This window comes from Pseudomonas kairouanensis, from assembly GCF_004682055.1.
Lineage (GTDB): Bacteria > Pseudomonadota > Gammaproteobacteria > Pseudomonadales > Pseudomonadaceae > Aquipseudomonas > Aquipseudomonas kairouanensis.
In genome coordinates this window covers 171589-192784 of the sequence record NZ_QUZU01000002.1, presented here as the reverse complement: position 1 = coordinate 192784, position 21196 = coordinate 171589, and the positions used below count along the sequence as shown (strand labels likewise).

Genomic DNA, 21196 nt, shown 5'->3' with positions numbered 1-21196 from the left:
TTCCTGTAGGAGCGAGCTTGCTCGCGAAGAAGGCCGGGGCAACGCGGGGTTTCAGCAACCCCGCGTTATCGTTAACGATTTTCGCGAGCAAGCTCGCTCCTACGGACCAACCGCAACCCCGCAATCACCAGCGCAAACACCGCAAACGTGGTGTTGTACAACGCCAGCGCCGGCAACCCGAACACCATCCCCAGCACCGCCAACCACCACCCCGCACGACCGGGCACGATAAACGCCAGCACCGAGCTGATCAACGCCGCCCAGCCCAGTACCTTGAAGTGGATCATCCAACCCAGGTTCGAACGCAACTGGCATTCCCAGCGGCTGGCGTCGTCGGTGCAGATGCCCAACCAACTGCCATCTTCCATAAAGCCATACCGCGCGCCATAACTGGCGGCCAGCCACAATGGCAGGGCAATAAGCAGCAAAATCAGCGGCAAACGACGGGACATGGGGCACTCCGATAGGCAAAAACGGCGCTCAGCTTAATGCCCCGGCAGCGGTTAGCAAGGCGCATATACACAATTAGTGTTCACCAAAGCGTGGCAAAGTGTATCGTCTGGCTACTATTACCCCGATTCCGACGTTATTTTCCGACTTTTCGTGCCGAGTGCTGGCACTTCGGCAACGACGCGGTGGTCATAGCCTGCGAACTTCATTAAGCACGTTTCCTCTTAGGGATTAAGTCATGCTCCGTTCCTTGCGCTGTGCTGCCTTGTTGGGCAGCCTTTTTCTGAGTGCGTCAGCACTGGCCGTCGACATCGACCAAGCCACCTATGGCTACCCTTTGACCAACCCGTTCGAAGCGACCATCGCGACCACTCCGCCCGACCTTCGGCCCAAATTGCCGAGCGACGACCAGATCAACCAGTCCGACTACACCCTGAACATGCGTCCCGAGCGCGAATTCAGCCTGCCGGACAATTTCTGGCCGGTGAAGAAGCTCACCTACCGTATTGCCAAGCAGGACCGCGCCGCGCCGCTGATCTTCCTGATCGCCGGCACCGGCGCACGCTATGACAGCAGCCTCAACGAATACCTGAAAAAACTCTATTACCAGGCCGGCTACCACGTCGTGCAGCTATCGTCGCCCACCAGCTTCGACTTCATCAGTGCCGCTTCGCGCTTCGCCACGCCGGGGATCACCCAGGAAGATGCCGAAGACATGTACCGCGTGATGCAAGCCGTGCGCGCCCAGAACGCGTCCCTGCCAGTGACCGACTTCTACCTCACCGGCTACAGCCTGGGCGGCCTGGACGCGGCTTTCGTGGCCAAGCTGGACGAAACCCGTCGCAGCTTCAACTTCAAGAAAGTGTTGTTGCTGAACCCGCCGGTCAACCTCTATACCTCCATTACCAACCTCGACAAGCTGGTGCAGACCGAGGTCAAGGGCATCAACAACACCACCACCTTCTATGAGTTGGTGTTGAACAAGCTGACCCGCTACTTCCAGCAAAAGGGCTACATCGACCTCAACGACGCCCTGCTCTACGACTTCCAGCAATCCAAACAGCACCTGACCAACGAACAGATGGCCATGCTGATCGGCACTTCGTTCCGCTTTTCGGCGGCCGACATTGCCTTCACCTCGGACCTGATCAACCGCCGCGGCCTGATCATCCCGCCCAAGTACCCGATCACCGAAAGCACCAGCCTTACACCGTTCCTCAAGCGTGCACTGCAATGTGATTTCGACTGCTACCTCACCGAACAAGTGATCCCCATGTGGCGCGCCCGTTCCGATGGCGGCAGCCTGTTGCAACTGGTTGACCAGGTCAGCCTGTACGCCCTACAGGACTACCTGCACAACAGCCCGAAAATCGCGGTGATGCACAACGCCGACGACGTGATCCTCGGCCCTGGCGACTTGGGGTTCCTGCGTAAAACCTTCGGCGACCGCTTGACCGTCTACCCCCTGGGCGGCCACTGCGGCAACCTTAATTACCGCGTCAACGCCGACGCCATGCTGGAGTTCTTCCGTGGCTAAATATCTTCTGCTGCTCGCCGCCTTGATGTGTGCGGGCGTGGCCAATGCCGACAACAGCAAGGCCCATGAACCGGTTGTGCAGGGTGCCGATGGGTTCAAGGAGCCGCTGACCAAGCTCAAGTTCAACCCCGGCCTGGACCAGCGTGAGTTCGAACGTTCGACACTGACCGCCCTCAACGTCTACGACCCGCTCGAAGCGTGGAACCGTCGCGTGTACCACTTCAACTACCGCTTCGACCAATGGGTGTTCCTGCCCGTGGTCAACGGCTACACCTACGTCACCCCAAGCTTCCTGCGCACCGGCGTCAGCAACTTCTTCAACAACCTGGGCGATGTGCCCAACCTGTTGAACAGCCTGTTGCAACTCAAGGGCCATCGTTCCCTGGAAACCACCGGGCGCCTGCTGCTCAACACCACCGTCGGCATCGCCGGCCTGTGGGACCCGGCCACCGCCATGGGCCTGCCGCGCCAGAGCGAAGACTTCGGCCAGACCCTGGGCTTCTACGGCGTCCCCGGCGGCGCGTACCTGGTGCTGCCGATCTTCGGCCCATCGAACCTGCGCGACACCACTGGGCTGATCGTCGATTACGGCGCAGAAACCCAGATCAACTTCCTCAACGTGTCTGAAGTCAGTTCCAACCACCCGGAAATCTGGGCGCTGCGTGCGGTGGACAAGCGCTACCAGACCAGCTTCCGTTATGGGCAGATGAACTCGCCGTTCGAGTATGAAAAGGTGCGCTACATCTACACCGAGTCGCGCAAGTTGCAGATTGCCGAGTAAACAAGCGCCACAAAAAAAGGCCATTCGATTGAATGGCCTTTTTTATTGCCTCGGGATCAAGCCTTCGCCGTTTTCCAGAGCTTGCTCACCACACTGACCACCGCCAGCACCACCGCCCCCGCAATAACCCCTGCCACCCCATTGAGCAGCACCGGCACCAGCCAGGCGATCCCACCGGCACTTTGGCTGACCGTCTCGATCCAGTGATGCACCGCTGGCACGCCGTGGGTGAGAATCCCGCCGCCCACCAAAAACATCGCCGCTGTGCCGATCACCGACAGGCTCTTCATCATGTACGGCGCCGCCCGCAGGATCGCAGCGCCGATGCTGCGCGCGATCTGGCCGGGCTTCTGGGTCAGCCACAGGCCCAGGTCGTCCAGCTTGACGATGCCGGCGACCAACCCATAAACGCCCACGGTCATCACGATGGCGATGCCCGACAGCACGATCACCTGCTGCATCAGCGGCGCATCCGCCACAGTGCCGAGGGTGATGGCGATGATTTCGGCGGAGAGGATGAAGTCGGTGCGGATCGCGCCCTTGATCTTGTCTTTTTCAAACGCCACCAGATCAGTGGCCGGGTCGGCTACCGCTTCGACCAATTGGGCATGCTCAGCCTGGTCCTCGTCCTTGCTGTGCAGGAATTTATGCGCGAGCTTCTCGAAACCTTCAAAGCACAGGTACGCGCCGCCCAGCATCAGCAACGGCGTGACCGCCCAGGGTGCAAACGCACTGATCAACAACGCTGCGGGTACCAGGATCAACTTGTTGACGAACGAGCCCTTGGCCACCGCCCACACCACAGGGATTTCGCGCTCGGCACGCACACCGGAAACCTGCTGGGCATTGAGCGCCAGGTCATCGCCCAGCACACCCGCGGTCTTCTTTGCGGCCATTTTTGTCATCAGCGCAACGTCATCGAGTACTGCCGCGATATCGTCGATCAATACCAACAAGCTGCTACCTGCCATGAACCGGTCTTCCATAAGGGGGGGATAAACCGAGCATAGCGCGGCGCAGAGCTTCGCGGGCGTATTGTTGAGGGCCGCAGATAGCCGGTGCTACCATGCGCAACCGCCAGTCTTGGCAAGGAACTCCCAGGTTTATGAGCAGCATTCGCGAGCGCAACAAAGAAAAAATCCTGCGGGCGGCCAGCGAGGAGTTTGCCGACAAGGGCTTCGCCGCGACCAAAACCAGCGACATCGCCGCCAAGGCCGGGCTGCCCAAGCCCAACGTGTATTACTACTTCAAGTCCAAGGACAACCTCTACCGCGAGGTGCTCGAAAGCATTATCGAGCCGATCCTGGCTGCCTCCACGCCGTTCAACCCGGATGGCGAGCCCAAAGAAGTGCTGAGCAACTACATCCGCTCGAAAATCCGCATCTCCCGCGACCTGCCATTTGCCTCCAAGGTGTTTGCCAGCGAAATCATGCATGGCGCCCCGCACCTGAGCGCCGAGCAGGTCGAGCAATTGAACGCCCAGGCCAAGCACAACATTGCCTGTATCCAAAACTGGGTAGATCGTGGCCTGATCGCAGCAATCGACCCTAATCACCTGATGTTCAGCATCTGGGCGGCGACCCAGACCTATGCCGATTTTGACTGGCAGATCTCGGCGGTGACCGGCAAGGCCAAGCTGGATGAGGCCGATTATGAGGCGGCGGCATTGACGATTATTCGGTTGGTGCTTAAAGGTTGTGAGCCGGACTGATAGACCGAGGTGCCTGTGGGATTCGCGAGCAAGCCCGCTCCCACATTTTGACCGAGTTCTAACGTTGGAATGCGGTCAAAATGTGGGAGCGGGCTTGCTCGCGAAGAGGCCCTACCAGTCACCCAAAAATCAAGCCGAAACCCCCGCATCCGCCAACAACCCTACCCCCTCAATCGCGGTTATCGCGCACTGCTCATCAATATCCGACGTGTCCCCGCTAATGCCGATCGCCCCCAGCACCAGGCCCTGCTGATCCCGGATCAACACCCCACCCGGCGCCGGCACCACGCTGCCCTGCCCCAGGCTGTTCAACGCGGCGATAAACGCCGGCCGTTGCTGCGCGTCCAATGCGAGCAAACGCGAGCCCTTGCCCAGGGCAATCGCACCCCAGGCCTTGCCGATGGCAATTTGCGGGCGCAACAGGCTGGCACCGTCTTCCCGTTGCAAGGTCACCAAGTGGCCGCCGCTGTCGAGTACCGCGATGGTCAGCGGCGCCGCTGAGATAGTGCGGCCTGCGTTCAGGGCCTGGCTGGCCAGTTGGGTGGCAATTTTCAAGGTTAAAGCGCTCATGGTGCCGTCCTTCTTTTGTTATTGGGAAAGCGGTGGAGGTCTGTTTGATCAGATGCTCGATCAAACAAATAGAACACAATGACATTTGCTTTTGTATACAATATTTTTGCACAAACCTTCCATACGTCGTAAAAATGCCTTCCGTCGAACGCAAAGGCCTACCAATAAAATGGATTGACCTGCGCCGCCTGCCGTGAATACACTTTGACCAGACTCCACTTGTATACAATTATAAAACGCAAGAGGCACCAAAATCATGAGCAAAATGAGAGCAATCGAAGCCGCCGTTCTGGTAATGCGCCGTGAAGGCGTGGACACCGCCTTCGGTATCCCAGGCGCTGCGATCAACCCGCTGTACTCGGCCTTGCAGAAGGTGGGTGGCATCGATCACGTCCTTGCTCGCCACGTTGAAGGCGCCTCCCACATGGCCGAGGGCTACACCCGCACCAAGGCCGGCAATATTGGCGTGTGCATCGGTACTTCGGGCCCGGCGGGCACCGACATGGTCACCGGCTTGTACAGCGCCTCGGCGGACTCGATCCCGATCCTGTGCATCACCGGCCAAGCCCCCCGTGCCCGCATGCACAAGGAAGATTTCCAGGCCGTGGACATCACCAGCATCGTCAAGCCGGTGACCAAGTGGGCGACCACTGTGCTCGAACCCGGCCAGGTGCCTTATGCGTTCCAGAAAGCCTTCTATGAAATGCGCTCCGGCCGCCCCGGCCCGGTGCTGATCGACCTGCCGTTCGACGTGCAAATGGCCGAGATCGAATTCGACATCGACGCTTACCAGCCGCTGCCGTTGGCCAAGCCACTGGCCACCCGCGTACAAGTGGAAAAAGCCCTGGCCCTGCTGGATCAAGCCGAGCGCCCGTTGCTGGTCAGCGGTGGCGGCGTGATCAACGCCGATGCCAGCGACCTGCTGGTGGAATTCGCCGAACTCACCGGTATCCCAGTGATCCCAACCCTGATGGGCTGGGGCACCATCCCCGACGATCACCCGCAGATGGTGGGCATGGTCGGCCTGCAAACCTCTCACCGTTATGGCAACGCGACGATGCTCAAGTCGGACGTGGTGCTGGGCATCGGCAACCGATGGGCCAACCGCCACACTGGCTCGGTTGAGGTGTACACCGAAGGGCGCAAGTTCATTCACGTTGATATCGAGCCGACGCAAATCGGCCGCGTGTTCACACCGGGCCTGGGCATCGTTTCCGACGCCGGTTCCGCACTGACCATGTTCATCGAAGTGGCCCGCGAGTGGAAAGCCGCCGGCAAGCTCAAGGACCGCAGTGCCTGGCTCAATGACTGCCAGCAGCGCAAGGCCACCCTGCACCGCAAGACCCACTTCGACAACGTGCCGGTCAAGCCGCAGCGCGTTTACGAAGAGATGAACCAGGTATTCGGCAAAGACACTTGCTACGTCAGCACCATCGGCCTGTCGCAGATTGCCGGCGCGCAGTTCCTGCATGTGTACAAGCCACGCCACTGGATCAACTGCGGTCAGGCCGGCCCCTTGGGCTGGACCATTCCGGCGGCCCTCGGTGTGGTCAAGGCTGACCCGAGCCGCAAAGTGGTAGCGCTGTCGGGCGACTATGACTTCCAGTTCATGATCGAAGAACTGGCCGTGGGCGCGCAGTTCAAGCTGCCGTACATCCATGTAGTGGTGAACAACTCCTACCTGGGTCTGATCCGCCAGGCACAGCGTGGTTTCGAGATGGACTACTGCGTGCAGCTGTCCTTCGACAACCTCAACGCCCCGGAACTCAACGGTTATGGCGTGGACCATGTGGCCGTCGCCGAAGGCCTGGGTTGCAAGGCGCTGCGTGTGTTCGAACCGAGCCAGATCGCCCCCGCATTGCGCCGCGCCGAAGAGCTGATCGAAGAGTTCAAGGTACCGGTGATCGTGGAGATCATCCTGGAGCGCGTGACCAATATCTCCATGGGCACCGAGATCAACGCCGTCAACGAATTCGAAGACCTGGCACTGGTGGGCAACGACGCGCCGACCGCCATTTCCCTGCTCGATTAAGGAGAACCCTATGCCGCGTTTTGCCGCCAACCTGTCCATGCTGTTCACCGAGCAGGACTTTCTCGCTCGCTTCAAAGCGGCCGCCGATGCGGGCTTCGAAGGTGTCGAGTACCTGTTCCCGTATGAATTCAGCTCGGCTGAAATCAAGGCCCACCTGGACGCCAACGGCTTGACCCAAGTGCTGTTCAACCTGCCTGCCGGTGACTGGGCCAGCGGCGAACGCGGCCTGGCCTGCCACCCTGACCGGGTCGAGGAATTCCGCGCCGGGGTCAAGCTGGCCATCGCCTATGCCCAGGTGCTGGGTAATACCCAGATCAACTGCCTGGCGGGAATTCGTCCGGCCGGTGTGGATGACCAGACGCTGGAAAAAACCTTCGTCGCCAACCTCAAGTACGCCGCCGACAAGCTGCAAGCGGCGGGTATCAAGCTGGTGATGGAGATGATCAACACCCGCGACATACCGGGTTTCTACCTGAACAACACAGCCCAGGCCCTGTCGATCCGCGAGCAGGTGGGCAGCGCCAACCTGTTCCTGCAATACGACATCTACCACATGCAAATCATGGAAGGCGATTTGGCCCGCACCATGGCGGCGCACCTGGGTGAGATCAACCACATTCAGTTGGCGGACAACCCTGGGCGCAATGAGCCGGGTACCGGGGAGATCAACTATCGGTTCCTGTTCGAGCACCTGGACCGCATTGGTTACCAGGGTTGGGTGGGCTGCGAATACAAACCGCTGACCACCACCGAAGCAGGTCTGGGCTGGCTCAAAAGCCACAATGCCATCTAACAGAAACAACATCGATCTTTGTGGGAGGGGGCTTGCTCCCGATAGCGATATGTCAGGCAAAACAGTATTGACTGACCCGCCGCCATCGGGAGCAAGCCCCCTCCCACAGGGGTCCTGCGGTGGACTAACAAGAGGATTTCTTCATGGCTAAAATCGGATTTATCGGCACCGGCATCATGGGCCAACCCATGGCCGCCAACCTGCAAAAGGCAGGTCACCAACTGTTCCTCTCCGAACACCACGGCAAGGCGCCGCAAGCGCTGGTCGACGCCGGCGCCATTGCCCTGGCAAGCCCCCAGCAAGTGGCCCAGGAAGCCGAGTTCATCATCGTGATGGTGCCCGACACCCCGCAAGTCGACGACGTGCTGTTCCGTGCCGACGGCGTGGCCGCTGGCCTGTCGCCGAACAAAGTGGTGATCGACATGAGTTCGATCTCCCCCACCGCCACCAAGGCATTTGCCGCCAAGATCAACGAGGCTGGCGCGCACTACCTCGACGCCCCCGTGTCCGGCGGTGAAGTCGGTGCCAAGGCTGGCACCCTGAGCATCATGATCGGCGGCAAGCCGCAAACCTTCGAACGCGCCCTGCCGCTGTTCCAGGCCATGGGCAAGAACATCACCCTGGTGGGCGGCAATGGCGATGGCCAGACCGCCAAGGTGGCCAACCAGATCATCGTCGCGCTGAACATCCAGGCGGTGGCCGAAGCGCTGCTGTTCGCCGCCAAGAACGGCGCCGATCCGGCCAAGGTGCGTGAAGCGCTGATGGGTGGGTTTGCCTCGTCGAAGATTCTGGAAGTGCATGGCGAACGCATGATCAAAGGCACCTTCGATCCGGGCTTCCGTATCAACCTGCACCAGAAGGATTTGAACCTGGCGCTGGCCGGGGCCAAGGAGCTGGGGATCAACCTGCCGAACACCGCCGGCACCCAACAGGTGTTCAGTACGTGCACCGCAATTGGTGGCGGCAACTGGGACCACTCGGCGCTGATCAAGGGCTTGGAACATATGGCCAACTTCTCGATTCGGGACAAGTAGTACACACCGCTCCTACCTTTGAAATGCGGTCGAATGTGGGAGCGGGCTTGCTCGCAAAAGCGGTGGGTCAGTCAGCATGGATGTTGAATGCCAGACCGCATTCGCGAGCAAGCCCGCTCCCACATTTGATCGCGTTCCAATAGATGCATCCCTAATAACAAGAATTCCCCGGGAGCCCGCTTATGTCGGTCGATCCGCAACACCTGCTTCGCGAGCTGTTTGCCACAGCCATCGACGCCGCCCACCCCCGGCAAGTCCTTGAACCCTACCTGCCCGCCGACCGCAGCGGCCGCGTGATCGTGATCGGCGCGGGCAAGGCAGCCGCCGCCATGGCCCTTGTGGTTGAGAACTGCTGGCAGGGCGAAGTCACCGGCCTGGTGGTCACCCGCTACGGCCACGGCGCCCCCTGCAAGAAAATCGAAGTGGTCGAAGCCGCCCACCCGGTGCCCGACGCCGCCGGCCTTGCCGTGGCCCAACGCGTGCTGGCGCTGATCAGCAACCTGGGCGAAGACGACCGGGTGATCTTCCTATTGTCCGGCGGTGGCTCGGCCCTGCTGGCGCTGCCCGCCGAAGGCATCACCCTGGCCGATAAACAGGCCATCAACAAAGCCCTGCTCAAGTCCGGCGCCACCATTGGCGAGATGAACTGCGTGCGCAAGCACCTCTCGGCCATCAAGGGCGGCCGATTGGCCAAGGCTGCATGGCCGGCCACGGTGTACACCTACGCGATTTCCGATGTGCCGGGCGACCAGGCCACGGTGATCGCCTCTGGCCCCACGGTCGGCGACCCGAGCACCTCGGCGCAGGCGTTGGCGATCCTCAAGCGCTATCACATCGACGCCCCCGCCTCGGTGCGCAGCTGGTTGCAGAACCCCGCCTCGGAAACCGTCAAGCCCGGCGACCCGGTGCTCGCTCGCAGCCACTTCCAACTCATCGCCCGCCCCCAGCAATCCCTGGAAGCGGTGGCCGTAAAAGTGCGCCAGGCGGGTTTCAGCCCGTTGATCCTTGGCGACCTCGAAGGCGAAGCGCGAGACGTGGCCAAGGTGCACGCCGGTATCGCCCGGCAAATCGTGCAGCACGGCCAACCCTTGGCGGCGCCGTGCGTGATCCTCTCCGGCGGCGAAACCACCGTCACCGTGCGCGGCAACGGCCGTGGCGGGCGCAACGCCGAGTTCTTGCTGAGCCTCACCGACAGCCTCAAGGGCCTGCCCGGCGTGTACGCCCTGGCCGGTGACACCGACGGCATCGACGGCTCCGAAGACAACGCCGGCGCAATCATGACGCCGTGCAGTTACGCCCGCGCCGAAGCCCTCGGCCTGTCGGCCAGCGATGAGTTGGATAACAACAACGGCTACGGCTACTTCGCCGCCCTCGACGGGTTGATCGTCACCGAGCCGACGCGCACCAACGTCAACGATTTTCGCGCCATTCTGATTCTTGGGAACCCCACACATGACGCCTGACAAAAAGGTCAAGATCCTCGCCACCCTGGGCCCGGCCACCGATGGCATCGATGACATCCGCGAGCTGGTGGAAGCCGGGGTGAATATCTTCCGCCTCAATTTCAGCCACGGCGAGCATGCCGACCACGCCCAGCGCTACCAATGGATTCGCCAGGTGGAACGCCAGCTCAATTACCCGCTGGGCATCCTCATGGACCTGCAAGGGCCCAAGCTGCGGGTCGGGCGCTTTGCCGAAGGCAAGGTGCAACTGGTGCGCGGCCAGGCCTTGCGCCTGGACCTGGACGAAACACCTGGCGACCAGCGCCGGGTCAACCTGCCCCACCCGGAAATCATCGCGGCGCTGGAGCCGGGCATGGACCTGCTGCTGGATGACGGCAAGCTGCGCCTGCGGGTCATCACCAAGCACGCCGATGCCATCGACACCACGGTGCTCAATGGCGGTGAACTGTCAGACCGCAAAGGTGTGAACGTTCCGCAAGCGTTGTTGGAACTGAGCCCATTGACCGCCAAGGATCGGCGCGACTTGAGCTTTGGGCTGGAGCTAGGCGTGGACTGGGTGGCGCTCTCTTTTGTGCAGCGTCCGGAAGACATTCGCGAAGCCCGTGAGCTGATCGGCGACCGCGCATTTTTGATGGCCAAGATCGAGAAACCGTCGGCCGTACAGCGTCTGCAGGAAATCGCCGAGCTGAGCGACGCGATCATGGTGGCCAGAGGGGACCTGGGTGTGGAGGTGCCGGCCGAAAGCGTGCCGCAGATCCAGAAAGACATCATCAGTACCTGTCGCCAACTGGGTAAACCGGTGGTGGTGGCCACGCAGATGCTGGAGTCGATGCGCTTCTCCCCGGCCCCTACCCGTGCCGAAGTCACCGATGTCGCCAACGCAGTGGCCGAAGGTGCGGACGCGGTGATGCTGTCGGCCGAGACCGCCTCTGGCGATTACCCGCTGGAAGCCGTGCTGATGATGAGCAAGATCATCCGCCAGGTGGAAAACGGCCCGGACTACCAGGCGCAACTGGATGTGAGCCGGCCCAAGGCGGATGCCACGGTGTCGGACGCCATCAGCTGTGCGATCCGCCGTATCAGCAGCATCCTGCCGGTGGCGGTGCTGGTGAACTACAGCGAGTCCGGCAGCTCCAGCCTGCGCGCGGCGCGGGAGCGGCCGGTGGCGCCGATCCTCAACCTTACGCCCAACCTGTCCACGGCCCGACGCTTGAGCGTGGCGTGGGGCGTGCACTCGGTGGTCAATGACCGGCTGCGCCAGGTGGATGAGGTGTGTTCCACCGCCCTGGAAATTGCCCAGGCCCAGGGCATGGCAGAGCGTGGGGATACGTTGGTGATAACCGCGGGGGTGCCGTTTGGGCAGCCGGGGTCGACCAACTCGCTGCGTATCGAAACCCTACTGTAGGAGCGAGCTTGCTCGCGAAGAACCTCAACGATGACGCGGACATCCTGGATGCACGCGGCGCTCTCAGGTTTTTCGCGGGCAAGCCCGCTCCTACAGGGAGCTGCCATGCACAACCCAACCTGCCCCGACTGGGCCGAAGCCCTGCTCAATGGCTTCAGCCAAATCTTCCTGCAACGCCATCCACTGTGCGGCCTGTTGTGCCTATTGGCCATCCTGATCGGCGCCCCGGCCTTGTTCGCAGGGGCACTGTTGGGAGGCGTCGCGGGTTTGCTCACGGCCCAGCGCCGGGGCTATCCCAAGGCCGAGCGCCAGGCCGGGCTTTATAGCTATAACGGCGTGCTGCTGGGCTTGTTGATCAGCCAGCATTTCGCCTGGTCGGCGTTGGTGCCGCCGCTGATCCTGGCGTGTGGCGGCCTGGCAGCGATGCTCACACGGCAATGGTTGAAACACGCGACCCGCCCCGACGATTTACCCGCCTACACCGCGCCCTTTGTCGGCCTTGGATGGCTGCTGTTGGGCACGGCGCCAGCTGGCACCGTTCCCCTGATACAGCCGGACACGCTGTCGATCCTCATCGCACCCTTCATCGGGCTCGCACAGATCATGCTGTTGGACCAGCCCCTGGCGGGTCTGTCGATTGCCCTCGGCCTGTGGCTGGCCAACCGGCGAGCCGCCCTGTGGGCCTTGATCGGCGCCAGTACGGGTGTGTTCATCGCCCTGCTGCTCAATGACCCCACCAGCGCCCTGCTCGGCCTGCACAGCTACAACCCCGCCTTGACCGCCCTGGCCCTGAGCCAGGCTCGCCGCCCCTGGTTTCCACTGCTCGGCATCCTGCTGGCAATCGTCCTTACACCGGGCTTCGCCGCCCTGCACCTGCCAACGCTCACCGCCCCGTTTATCCTCGCCTGCTGGCTGGTGCACGCCACCCGCCGCCTGCTGCGCAAACCCCGCATGGACAGCCCCTTCGAATCCCCCTAGGCTTGCTCGATATTCGTTTCAGGCGGGATTTATGGACAGCAACAACGACTGGCGCCAGCGGCTCTATGTCATGGTTTTTCAAAGCGACACAGTGGCCGGGCGACGCTTCGACGGCATCCTGCTGCTGATCATCCTCGCAAGCCTTGTGATCGTGATGCTCGACAGCATCGACCAGGTGCACCGTGACTACGCCGATGTGCTGGCCTACATCGAGTGGGGCTTCACGCTGATCTTTGCCATCGAGTACGGCATGCGGTTGTACTGCTCGCCCAAGCCATTGCGCTATGCCTTCAGTTTCTACGGGTTGGTGGACTTGCTGGCCATCGTGCCCGGCATTCTCGCGCTGTATTACAGCGATGCGCAGTACCTGCTGATCATCCGCATCATCCGTATGCTGCGTATCTTCCGTGTGCTCAAGCTGAGCCCGTACCTCAAGCAGGCCAACTACCTGATGGCAGCATTGCGGGGCAGCAAGCAGAAGATCGTGGTGTTCCTGGTAAGCGTGTGCACCCTGGTGACGGTGTTCGGCACCCTGATGTACGTGATCGAAGGCCCGGAACACGGGTTTACCAGCATTCCCAAGGGCATCTACTGGGCCATTGTGACCCTGACCACCGTCGGCTTTGGCGATATCGTGCCCAAGACGCCGCTGGGCCAGGTTATTTCGTCACTGGTGATGATCACCGGTTACTCGATCATCGCCGTGCCCACCGGGATTTTCACCGCCGAACTGGCCAGCGCCATGCGCGGTGAACAGCTGCAACATGACTGCCCGGTGTGCCAGAAAAACAGCCATGAGCCCAACGCCGCGTTCTGCTCTCGCTGTGGGAATAATCTTTTCCGAAAATTGGAATAAGCAAAGTGCGTTTTAATCTTTAAACGTCTATGCGCCGCCAGCTATAGTCGCTGGCAAATTGCCGTCACTCACCCAGTTACCTTCTCGAACAACAAGGAATGAGCAGTGAAAAAACTCGTTAGCGCCTCTCTTCTGGCCGCCGGCCTTGCCCTGGCGGGCGCCGTCCAGGCTGCCCCCGTCACACTGCTCAACGTCTCCTACGACGTGATGCGCGATTTCTACAAGGACTACAACGCCGCCTTCCAGAAACACTGGGAAGCCGAGCACCCGAACGACAAGCTGACCCTGCAAATGTCTTTCGGCGGCTCCAGCAAACAAGCGCGCTCGGTGATCGACGGCCTGCCGGCTGACGTGATCACCATGAACATGGCCACCGACATCAATGCCCTGGTGGACAACGGCAAACTGGTGCCAGACAACTGGGTCACCCGCCTGCCGAACAACAGCGCGCCCTTTACCTCCGCTACCGTTTTCATCGTGCGCAAAGGCAACCCCAAGGCCCTGAAAGACTGGCCGGACCTGCTCAAAGATGGCGTGCAAGTGATCGTGCCCAACCCGAAAACCTCGGGTAACGGCCGCTATACCTACCTGTCCGCCTGGGGCTATGTCCTGAAGAACGGCGGCGACGAAAACAACGCCAAGGCCTTTGTCGGCAAGCTGTTCAAGCAGGCCCCCGTGCTGGACACCGGTGGCCGCGCGGCGACCACCACGTTCATGACCAACCAGATCGGCGACGTGCTGGTGACGTTTGAAAACGAAGCGGAAATGATCGCCCGTGAATTCGGCCGTGATCAGTTCGAAGTGATCTACCCAAGCGTGTCCGCCGAGGCTGAGCCGCCGGTATCCGTGGTTGATAAAGTTGTCGAGAAGAAAGGCACCCGCGTGGCCGCCGAAGACTACTTGAAGTACCTGTGGTCGCCGCAAGGCCAGGAAATTGCTGCCAACAATTACCTGCGCCCACGTGACCCGAAGGTACTGGCCAAGTACACCGACCGTTTCCCGAAAGTCGACTTTTTGTCGGTGGAGAAGACCTTTGGTGACTGGCGTACCGTGCAGAAAACCCACTTCAATGATGGTGGGGTGTTTGACCAGATCTACAGCGGGCAATAACTGAATAAACGCGGTTAAACCTGTGGGAGCGGGCTTGCTCGCGAATGGGGTGTGTCAGTCAATAGATTCATTGGCTGACACACCCCATTCGCGAGCAAGCCCGCTCCCACATTTGGTTCTGCGCCAGACATTACATAGGCGGCGTCACGCCATCCTTACCCGCCGAGATTGCCTGGGCCGTAATCGTTCCATCGGCGCCTTTAGCGGCAAACAACACCACCTTCACCCCCGGCTTCAGCAAGCTGCGATCCCCTGGCTCCAGGTTTACGATCGGCACATCCTCCGGCACCACAATCTTCTGCTCGCCGCCCTTGTACTTCACGGTCAACGTGCGCCCGTTGCTCACCACCAAGTCGCCGACGGTGCCGTTGGTCATGCTGCTGCCTTCTTTGAGGTCGAATGCGCGATGCCCGTCGCCCGTGCCGGCCATGGCCGGAGGGAATACATGCACTTCCAGCGCAGTCAGGCTGCCGTCGGCGTTGGGCATGGCGGCCGAGCCGATATAGCTGCCGGGCTTGATCTCATCGATCCTAGCCAGGGTGACGGCGCGGACCTGGGTGTCTTTTGTCAGGTGTACGGTGACGTCTTCACCGCTGTTGACCTTGATCTGCAGCGCATCACCGTCGATGGCAGTGATGGCGCCACGCACGCCCACCCGTGGCGCATCGGCGGCGTGTGCCAGGCCCATGGCCATGGCAGCGGCCAGGGTTGAAGCCATGAGCATCCTATTCAGCGTGATCTTCATAACCATGGATTTCCTGTTTCGGCAGTTGTGTCTGAATGTATCATCACCCTTCGCGCAGAAAGTTAACGATTCACTCATCATTACCGGGCATGAGTGTTATCACTGCCAGCAGCCTACCCGGGCTACGGTGTTGTCTTTAGGCTCGCCCCACTTTCCTTCGCTTTTATGAGAACACCATGAACGCTACTTCCCACGCTACAACCACCATGACCCGGAGCATGGTGATGCTGTTTGCGTTTTGCTGCGGCGCCATTGTTGCCAATATTTACTACGCACAGCCCATCATCGAACTGATCGCCCCGGACATCGGCCTCACACCGGCCATGGCCAGCCTGATCGTGTCATTGACGCAAATCGGCTACGCCCTGGGCCTGTTCTTCCTGGTGCCCCTGGGTGACCTGCTGGAAAACCGCAAATTGATGATCGCCACCACGGTTTTGGCCATCGCCAGCCTGCTGGGCGCGGCCGTTACCGAGCAGCCGAACCTGTTCCTGCTGGTGTCGTTGCTGATCGGCTTCAGTTCGGTGTCGGTGCAGATCCTGATCCCCCTGGCCGCGCACCTGGCCCCGGCCGAAAGCCGGGGGCGTGTGGTGGGCAGCATCATGGGCGGCCTGCTGCTGGGCATCCTGCTGGCACGGCCGGTGTCCAGTGTGGTGGCGGATCACTTCGGCTGGCGCGCGATGTTCATGGCTGCCGCCGCGCTGATGGCGTTTATCAGCGTGGTGCTGCTGATCACCATCCCCAAGCGTCAGCCCGATCACAGCGCCAGCTATGGCCAACTGCTGCGCTCCCTGGGTACCTTGCTGCGCAACCAGCCGGTGCTGCGCCAGCGGGCGTTCTACCAGGGTTGCATGTTCGCCACCTTCAGCCTGTTCTGGACCGCCGCCCCACTGGAGCTGGCGCGCAACCACGGCCTGAGTCAAAGCGAGATCGCGCTGTTTGCCCTGGTAGGTGCCCTGGGCGCCATCGCTGCGCCCCTTGCCGGTCGCCTGGCGGATGCCGGCCACACCCACCGCGCCTCGCTGCTGGCCATGCTGTTTGCCGCAGCGAGCTTCCTGCCAGCGTTCGTCCACCCGCTGTACAGCGTAATCGGCCTGGCCGTCACCGGTGTGGTGCTGGACTTCTGCGTGCAGATGAATATGGTGCTCGGCCAGCGTGCCATCTACGCCCTCGACGCCAACAGCCGCAGCCGCTTGAACGCGCTGTACATGACCAGCATCTTCATCGGCGGTGCGTTTGGCTCGGCGATTGCCAGCAGCGTGTACGAGCACGGCGGCTGGCTGGGGGTGATGCTGGTGGGCAGCGCATTCCCGCTGGTGGCGTTGTTGCGCTTTTTGAGCGCAGCCCGTGAACCCTCGGTAGCAACGGCCTGATTTTCCTCAGGAGCGCACCAACTTCTCCAAAGCCGCGTCCGCCAGAAATGACGAGCGGCTTTTCACTTTGTGCTCGCGCACGTACCGGTCGATACGCTGGATGACATAACCGGGCAAGGTCACATTGACCTTCTCGGTCTTGCCCAGATAGGGCGAGATGTCCAGCTCCAACATCCCCCAGCCCATTCCTGCGTAGTCTGCGTGGGCATGATGATTGGCCACCGAGGTTGGCATGGGAATCGGCCCACCTTCTGCGGCGATCTCTTGCAGCAGGATATGCGCGACTTCTACCGCAGCGTTGTACGCCTCTTCAAAACTGTCCCCGGCGGTAACAGCGCCTGGAATATCGGGGATCTGAATACCGGTGGCGGTGAAGTCATCGCCCCATTCGATACAGATTGGGTATTGCATGAATGCTCTCCTTAAAACTCAAACAAACCGGCGCGCTTCCTGATGCTTTTGACGGTGCCCAGGGGCAGGTCCTTTTTTGGATGGGGCACCGGGATCGTGTACGGGTTATATCGATGAGTAAAAATATGATGACTGCCCGTAACCCGATCCAATACCCAGCCTGCCTCTTGCAGTTCCTTGATCAATAACCTGCTTTGCACCGCCGCCTCCTTGGCTTGGCCTGAATAAAAGTAACCCTAGAGTCATGTTTACTCAAGCACAAAATACGCATGGCTGACTGACGGCTGTTTTACCGAATATTGAAAACCCCTGGCTTTATTCCAACCCGGCATAAATCCTATGCCCCCCTACCCGCTACCGAGGCCGCCCCACTGCGCCCATCATTCCCTGCAGCCAGCCCGGCTCATCTACCCAGGGAATACCTCCATGACACTTCAAGCCACACTTGATGCCTTTCGCGCCGATTTCAAAGCCGGCAGGCCGCCCTTCAATGCCCCGGCGCATATCCACCCGATCATGGAGCGTGCCACTGCCGAGTTGATCGCCTCGGGAGCCGCACAACGGGCCCTCAAGGTCGGTGACACAGCGCCGCTGTTCAGCCTCAAGGACGCCAACGGCGAACTCGTGTCCAGCGCGCAACTGCTGGCTCAGGGCCCATTAGTGCTGACGTTCTACCGAGGCGCCTGGTGCCCCTACTGCAACCTGGAATTGCAGGCACTCCAAGCCTTTTTGCCCACGCTGAAAGCCGCCGGCGCCCAATTGCTCGCCCTGTCGCCGCAGACCGCTGCCAACAGCCGCAAGTCCACACGCATCACCGAACTGCAATTCCCGATCCTCAGCGACACCCACAACGACGTCGCCGAAGCCTTCGGCCTGCGCTTTGAACTGCCGGACTACCTGATCGAGCTTTACAAGGCACTGGGCAACAACCTGCCGCTGATCAACGATGACCCGGCCTGGACCCTACCCATGCCCGCCCGTTATGTAATCGGCCAAGACAGCGTGATTCGTTACGCCGAGGTCAACCCGGATTACACTCAACGCCCAGAACCGTCAGCGCTGCTCGACGCCCTCAGCCGATAACCCAAGGACGCCCGATGGACCGCCTCACCGCCATGGAAACTTTTGTGCACGTGGTCGAAACCGGCTCGTTTTCTGCTGCCGCCAAACGCTTGGGCATCGGCCAGCCCGCCGTGTCCAAAAGCATTGCGCAACTGGAGGCGCGCCTGGCGGTGCGGTTGGTGCTGCGCTCCACGCGGGGCCTGACGCCGACCGAAGCGGGCCTGGCCTTTTTCGAGAAGGCCCGGCGCGCCATAGACGAAGCCGACGCGGCTGACGACGCCGCTCGTGGCGCGGGGGCCGGGCTCACCGGCACCTTGCGTATCAGCGCTGCGGTGACCTTCGCCCGCATGCACATCATTGCGCACCTGGGCTCGTTCCTCGCGCAATACCCCGACTTGAACGTAGATGTGGTCCTCGACGACCGCAGCCTCAACCTGGTAGAGGAAGGCATCGACGTCGCCCTGCGCATGGGCAACCTGAATGATTCGAGCCTCACGGCGCGCAAGATCGGCGAATCGCCGTGCGTCATCCTCGGCACCCCGACCTACTTCGAACGCTTCGGCGAGCCCGCCACCCCGGCGGACTTGCTGCAACACGAGGCCGTCATCTATACCCGAGGCGAAGGTTCGCACTGGACCTTCAGCCAAGGCGACACCCAATACCCGCTGGTGGCCCACGGCCGCCTGCGCGTCACGGCGGCAGAAGGTGTACGCGCTGGCGTGCTGGGCCATCTGGGGCTGACGTTGTCGTCTACCTGGATGTTTGCGCCAGAGCTGGCCAGCGGTGAAGTCAAAGCCGTACTCACCGACTGGGAACTGCCGGCACGAGACTTATGGGCCGTGTTCCCCACAGGCCGGATGGCGAGCGCCAAGGCACGGGCGTTTGTGGAATATGTGGAACGGTTATTGGCTTAGCGCCAGTGATAAAAACCTGACCGCACTGTACATCAGCAGGTGGGCTGATCCAGGCAGCACAGCAGGCGCTCGACGGTGTGCTCCAACGGGCCAGAGTTATCCAATACGAACATACCCTCACCCTTGCCCGCGATCAGCTCGGCGGTGAACCGCGCATTGCGCGCCAACCGTTCTTCGATATCCGCCAACGACTCCCGCCCGCGTGCGACCAGGCGCTGGCGCAATACCGACTGGTCAACCGTGAGCAGTAACACCAGCACATTCGGATAACGCTCGCGAGTCTGCGCCAAGTGAGCCCGGGAGCCATTGACCAGCACGTCGTCCCCGGCAGCCAGCCAATCATCGATCTCCCCAGTGATGCCGTATGACAACCCATTCGCTCGCCAACTGAGGGCAAACGCGCCCTCGGCTTCCATCACGGCAAACTGCTGCGGACTCACGCCTTGCGCAGCTTCCCCGACGGCTTCGGCCGAGCGGGTGATCACGCGCCGTACAATGCGGCAGCCGCGCTCGGCCAAACGTGGGCGTGCAGCCTCCAACAGGCTGTCCTTGCCCGAACCGGATGGCCCGATGAGATAGATCAACCTGCCTGCCATCAACCTGCCCTCTGCGAATGTGGCGACACTTGTAACACCGCCTGGCGTCATCGCCAATCGCCAAAACTGTAGAGGTTTCAGAACGTAAGCGAGGACTTTTCCTACCGACGGCCCTTGATGCGCACGCCATTATCTCGGGCGAGTTGCACGCAGGCAGGCACACCCCTGCCGGGTTTCCATCCCCTGGTCGCTTTACCTGCGTGCGGCTCGCTCTCTTAAACGCTTAGTCCTCTTTCTCTCCCTGCCGCCCAACCAATTGAAAAACAATAAGCTTTAATCACTCCACAACCTTGTAGTACAACTCCCACAAGAGTTTCAGAAGCACAACTACACGTGACATATTGCCCCAGAAAACAAACATAACTATATTTCGCTCACCCCCAAGCTAACTAAAAATTCAACCTCGGGTACCGCCTAACCCACCCATTAATTAATGCTCGGTACAAGCATTAACAATGGAGCCTTAGCAATGCACCCCTCAACCGCCTGGTGTTTGGCACTTATAGGAATAACAGCACTATGGGGCTGGTCTTTCGTCGCAATTCATGATGCGTTATCTACGCTAACTGCATCCTCACTCAACGCACTCCGCTTCTTATCTGGAACCATCGTAATGGTTATTTTCATACCTAGATTGAAGGCCCTCAGCCTCAAAGAAGTTGGTAATGGCGTGCTTGCAGGATCTGTACTTTTTCTAGCGTTTACTTTCCAAACCAGCGGACTTACTTACACCTCAGCATCCAACGCAAGCTTTATTACCGGATTGGCAATTTTGTTCACCCCATTATTTGCGCTTTTATTTCTAAAACTGCGACCATCAAAACAACAACTACTTGGCGGATTGACTGCCACCGCGGGCCTCGCACTATTGACACTCAAAGGCCTTTCTATTCACCTTGGCGACTTACTAGTCTTGATATGCGCAGCCTTCACAGCCCTTCACATCGTCACGCTGTATGTCATTAGCAAAAGAACGGACACGGCGGCTCTGGCCTTTTTACAAATATCGACTGTCGCCATACTTTCACTGATCTGGTCAGTATCAGCAGGCGAGTTCAAGCTGCCGAAAAGCATGTCTGTGACTTACCCAATTTTAATTATCGGAATCGTAGGTACAGCCCTAGCTTTCTTTATCCAGACAAAAGCCCAAACGACAGCTTCTCCGTCAACGATTGCATTAATCCTCGTTTTAGAACCTGTGTTCGGAGGAATATTCGGATATTTTCTTGGCGGCGACCGATTAAGCACAATCAATATGGCCGGCGCACTATTAATCATTATCGGCATGATCATATCTGAAACAGGTTTAAAAATTACAACAATAGGAAAAATTCACGACCCTCAGAGTAAACGCCCACAACAATAACCTACAGGA

22 protein-coding genes are annotated in these 21196 nt (G+C 60.3%); 15 read left to right on the top strand and 7 right to left on the bottom strand.

Translation table 11 applies throughout. The features are described from left to right. Window positions 1–71: 71 nt before the first annotated feature. Window positions 72–452 (bottom strand): hypothetical protein, encoded by a 381-nt coding sequence (locus tag DYL59_RS03290; RefSeq protein ID WP_135287889.1) that lies wholly within the window; start codon window positions 450–452, stop codon window positions 72–74. Window positions 453–688: 236 nt separating this feature from the next. Here DYL59_RS03290 and DYL59_RS03285 point away from each other — a divergent pair, with 236 nt between their 5' ends. Beyond that, window positions 689–1987, top strand: a complete 1299-nt coding sequence (locus DYL59_RS03285) for a serine/threonine protein kinase (protein ID WP_135287888.1) — start codon at window positions 689–691, stop codon at window positions 1985–1987. Then, the gene (locus tag DYL59_RS03280; protein ID WP_135287887.1) at window positions 1980–2768 is read left to right on the top strand and encodes an MlaA family lipoprotein; all 789 of its coding nucleotides are present in this window, start codon (window positions 1980–1982) and stop codon (window positions 2766–2768) included. The genes DYL59_RS03285 and DYL59_RS03280 overlap by 8 nt, the downstream gene beginning before the upstream one ends. A gap of 56 nt (window positions 2769–2824) precedes the next feature. On the opposite strand, the gene DYL59_RS03275 is transcribed toward DYL59_RS03280, so the two are convergent. Continuing rightward, window positions 2825–3739, bottom strand: coding sequence for a DUF808 domain-containing protein (locus DYL59_RS03275; protein WP_135287886.1), 915 nt, complete (start codon window positions 3737–3739; stop codon window positions 2825–2827). Window positions 3740–3873: 134 nt separating this feature from the next. On the opposite strand from DYL59_RS03275, the gene DYL59_RS03270 reads away from it, so the two are divergent. Then, entirely contained in the window at window positions 3874–4479 is a 606-nt protein-coding gene (locus DYL59_RS03270; protein ID WP_135287885.1) for a TetR/AcrR family transcriptional regulator, read from the top strand. Between the two features lie 129 nt (window positions 4480–4608). Here the strand turns inward: DYL59_RS03270 and DYL59_RS03265 are convergent, their stop codons facing one another. After that, entirely contained in the window at window positions 4609–5049 is a 441-nt protein-coding gene (locus DYL59_RS03265) for a GlcG/HbpS family heme-binding protein (protein WP_135287884.1), read from the bottom strand. A gap of 256 nt (window positions 5050–5305) precedes the next feature. Here DYL59_RS03265 and gcl point away from each other — a divergent pair, with 256 nt between their 5' ends. The 8 genes from gcl (at window position 5306) to DYL59_RS03220 (ending at window position 14720) form a co-directional block, all read left to right on the top strand. Then, entirely contained in the window at window positions 5306–7081 is a 1776-nt protein-coding gene (gene gcl / locus DYL59_RS03260; RefSeq protein WP_135287883.1) for a glyoxylate carboligase, read from the top strand. Window positions 7082–7091: 10 nt separating this feature from the next. Beyond that, the gene (gene hyi, locus DYL59_RS03255) at window positions 7092–7874 is read left to right on the top strand and encodes a hydroxypyruvate isomerase (RefSeq protein ID WP_135287882.1); all 783 of its coding nucleotides are present in this window, start codon (window positions 7092–7094) and stop codon (window positions 7872–7874) included. 143 nt (window positions 7875–8017) lie between these two features. Next, on the top strand, window positions 8018–8908 hold the full coding sequence (locus DYL59_RS03250) for a 2-hydroxy-3-oxopropionate reductase (protein ID WP_135287881.1): 891 nt from the start codon (window positions 8018–8020) through the stop codon (window positions 8906–8908). 182 nt (window positions 8909–9090) lie between these two features. Further along, complete coding sequence (locus tag DYL59_RS03245) at window positions 9091–10371, top strand: glycerate kinase type-2 family protein (RefSeq protein ID WP_135287880.1); 1281 nt, start codon at window positions 9091–9093, stop codon at window positions 10369–10371. Continuing rightward, on the top strand, window positions 10361–11776 hold the full coding sequence (pyk, locus tag DYL59_RS03240) for a pyruvate kinase (protein WP_135287879.1): 1416 nt from the start codon (window positions 10361–10363) through the stop codon (window positions 11774–11776). The genes DYL59_RS03245 and pyk overlap by 11 nt, the downstream gene beginning before the upstream one ends. Before the next feature lie 105 nt (window positions 11777–11881). After that, on the top strand, window positions 11882–12754 hold the full coding sequence (locus DYL59_RS03230) for an urea transporter (RefSeq protein WP_135287878.1): 873 nt from the start codon (window positions 11882–11884) through the stop codon (window positions 12752–12754). A 31-nt stretch (window positions 12755–12785) separates the two neighbouring features. After that, window positions 12786–13610: an ion transporter gene (locus DYL59_RS03225; protein ID WP_135287877.1), complete on the top strand. Its 825-nt coding sequence runs from the start codon at window positions 12786–12788 to the stop codon at window positions 13608–13610. Window positions 13611–13715: 105 nt separating this feature from the next. Further along, window positions 13716–14720 (top strand): sulfate ABC transporter substrate-binding protein, encoded by a 1005-nt coding sequence (locus tag DYL59_RS03220; RefSeq protein WP_135287876.1) that lies wholly within the window; start codon window positions 13716–13718, stop codon window positions 14718–14720. A 130-nt stretch (window positions 14721–14850) separates the two neighbouring features. Here DYL59_RS03220 and DYL59_RS03215 read toward each other — a convergent pair whose 3' ends face one another. Next, the gene (locus tag DYL59_RS03215; protein WP_135287875.1) at window positions 14851–15465 is read right to left on the bottom strand and encodes a DUF5666 domain-containing protein; all 615 of its coding nucleotides are present in this window, start codon (window positions 15463–15465) and stop codon (window positions 14851–14853) included. A 176-nt stretch (window positions 15466–15641) separates the two neighbouring features. Here DYL59_RS03215 and DYL59_RS03210 point away from each other — a divergent pair, with 176 nt between their 5' ends. Next, entirely contained in the window at window positions 15642–16838 is a 1197-nt protein-coding gene (locus DYL59_RS03210) for an MFS transporter (protein ID WP_135287874.1), read from the top strand. 6 nt (window positions 16839–16844) lie between these two features. On the opposite strand, the gene DYL59_RS03205 is transcribed toward DYL59_RS03210, so the two are convergent. Further along, window positions 16845–17249 (bottom strand): type II toxin-antitoxin system HicB family antitoxin, encoded by a 405-nt coding sequence (locus tag DYL59_RS03205; protein ID WP_135287873.1) that lies wholly within the window; start codon window positions 17247–17249, stop codon window positions 16845–16847. Between the two features lie 11 nt (window positions 17250–17260). Continuing rightward, complete coding sequence (locus DYL59_RS03200; RefSeq protein ID WP_135287872.1) at window positions 17261–17449, bottom strand: type II toxin-antitoxin system HicA family toxin; 189 nt, start codon at window positions 17447–17449, stop codon at window positions 17261–17263. Between the two features lie 226 nt (window positions 17450–17675). Between DYL59_RS03200 and DYL59_RS03195 the strand changes: the two genes are divergently transcribed. Continuing rightward, on the top strand, window positions 17676–18332 hold the full coding sequence (locus DYL59_RS03195) for a peroxiredoxin-like family protein (protein ID WP_135287871.1): 657 nt from the start codon (window positions 17676–17678) through the stop codon (window positions 18330–18332). A 14-nt stretch (window positions 18333–18346) separates the two neighbouring features. Then, complete coding sequence (locus DYL59_RS03190; protein WP_135287870.1) at window positions 18347–19225, top strand: LysR family transcriptional regulator; 879 nt, start codon at window positions 18347–18349, stop codon at window positions 19223–19225. A 32-nt stretch (window positions 19226–19257) separates the two neighbouring features. On the opposite strand, the gene phnN is transcribed toward DYL59_RS03190, so the two are convergent. Continuing rightward, on the bottom strand, window positions 19258–19821 hold the full coding sequence (phnN, locus tag DYL59_RS03185) for a phosphonate metabolism protein/1,5-bisphosphokinase (PRPP-forming) PhnN (RefSeq protein ID WP_135287869.1): 564 nt from the start codon (window positions 19819–19821) through the stop codon (window positions 19258–19260). Between the two features lie 469 nt (window positions 19822–20290). On the opposite strand from phnN, the gene DYL59_RS03180 reads away from it, so the two are divergent. Continuing rightward, window positions 20291–21187 (top strand): DMT family transporter, encoded by an 897-nt coding sequence (locus DYL59_RS03180; RefSeq protein WP_135287868.1) that lies wholly within the window; start codon window positions 20291–20293, stop codon window positions 21185–21187. Window positions 21188–21196: the final 9 nt, after the last annotated feature.

What these genes read in the sequence shown, in the direction of transcription:
- DYL59_RS03215 (WP_135287875.1), bottom strand. Translation starts at nt 15,465, where the DNA reads ATGAAGATCACGCTGAATAGGATGCTCATGGCTTCAACCCTGGCCGCT.
- phnN (WP_135287869.1), bottom strand. Translation starts at nt 19,821, where the DNA reads ATGGCAGGCAGGTTGATCTATCTCATCGGGCCATCCGGTTCGGGCAAG.
- DYL59_RS03225 (WP_135287877.1), top strand. Translation starts at nt 12,786, where the DNA reads ATGGACAGCAACAACGACTGGCGCCAGCGGCTCTATGTCATGGTTTTT.
- DYL59_RS03205 (WP_135287873.1), bottom strand. Translation starts at nt 17,249, where the DNA reads ATGCAATACCCAATCTGTATCGAATGGGGCGATGACTTCACCGCCACC.
- gcl (WP_135287883.1), top strand. Translation starts at nt 5,306, where the DNA reads ATGAGCAAAATGAGAGCAATCGAAGCCGCCGTTCTGGTAATGCGCCGT.
- pyk (WP_135287879.1), top strand. Translation starts at nt 10,361, where the DNA reads ATGACGCCTGACAAAAAGGTCAAGATCCTCGCCACCCTGGGCCCGGCC.
- DYL59_RS03245 (WP_135287880.1), top strand. Translation starts at nt 9,091, where the DNA reads ATGTCGGTCGATCCGCAACACCTGCTTCGCGAGCTGTTTGCCACAGCC.
- DYL59_RS03195 (WP_135287871.1), top strand. Translation starts at nt 17,676, where the DNA reads ATGACACTTCAAGCCACACTTGATGCCTTTCGCGCCGATTTCAAAGCC.
- DYL59_RS03270 (WP_135287885.1), top strand. Translation starts at nt 3,874, where the DNA reads ATGAGCAGCATTCGCGAGCGCAACAAAGAAAAAATCCTGCGGGCGGCC.
- DYL59_RS03265 (WP_135287884.1), bottom strand. Translation starts at nt 5,049, where the DNA reads ATGAGCGCTTTAACCTTGAAAATTGCCACCCAACTGGCCAGCCAGGCC.
- DYL59_RS03250 (WP_135287881.1), top strand. Translation starts at nt 8,018, where the DNA reads ATGGCTAAAATCGGATTTATCGGCACCGGCATCATGGGCCAACCCATG.
- hyi (WP_135287882.1), top strand. Translation starts at nt 7,092, where the DNA reads ATGCCGCGTTTTGCCGCCAACCTGTCCATGCTGTTCACCGAGCAGGAC.
- DYL59_RS03230 (WP_135287878.1), top strand. Translation starts at nt 11,882, where the DNA reads ATGCACAACCCAACCTGCCCCGACTGGGCCGAAGCCCTGCTCAATGGC.
- DYL59_RS03190 (WP_135287870.1), top strand. Translation starts at nt 18,347, where the DNA reads ATGGACCGCCTCACCGCCATGGAAACTTTTGTGCACGTGGTCGAAACC.
- DYL59_RS03180 (WP_135287868.1), top strand. Translation starts at nt 20,291, where the DNA reads ATGCACCCCTCAACCGCCTGGTGTTTGGCACTTATAGGAATAACAGCA.
- DYL59_RS03210 (WP_135287874.1), top strand. Translation starts at nt 15,642, where the DNA reads ATGAACGCTACTTCCCACGCTACAACCACCATGACCCGGAGCATGGTG.
- DYL59_RS03285 (WP_135287888.1), top strand. Translation starts at nt 689, where the DNA reads ATGCTCCGTTCCTTGCGCTGTGCTGCCTTGTTGGGCAGCCTTTTTCTG.
- DYL59_RS03275 (WP_135287886.1), bottom strand. Translation starts at nt 3,739, where the DNA reads ATGGCAGGTAGCAGCTTGTTGGTATTGATCGACGATATCGCGGCAGTA.
- DYL59_RS03290 (WP_135287889.1), bottom strand. Translation starts at nt 452, where the DNA reads ATGTCCCGTCGTTTGCCGCTGATTTTGCTGCTTATTGCCCTGCCATTG.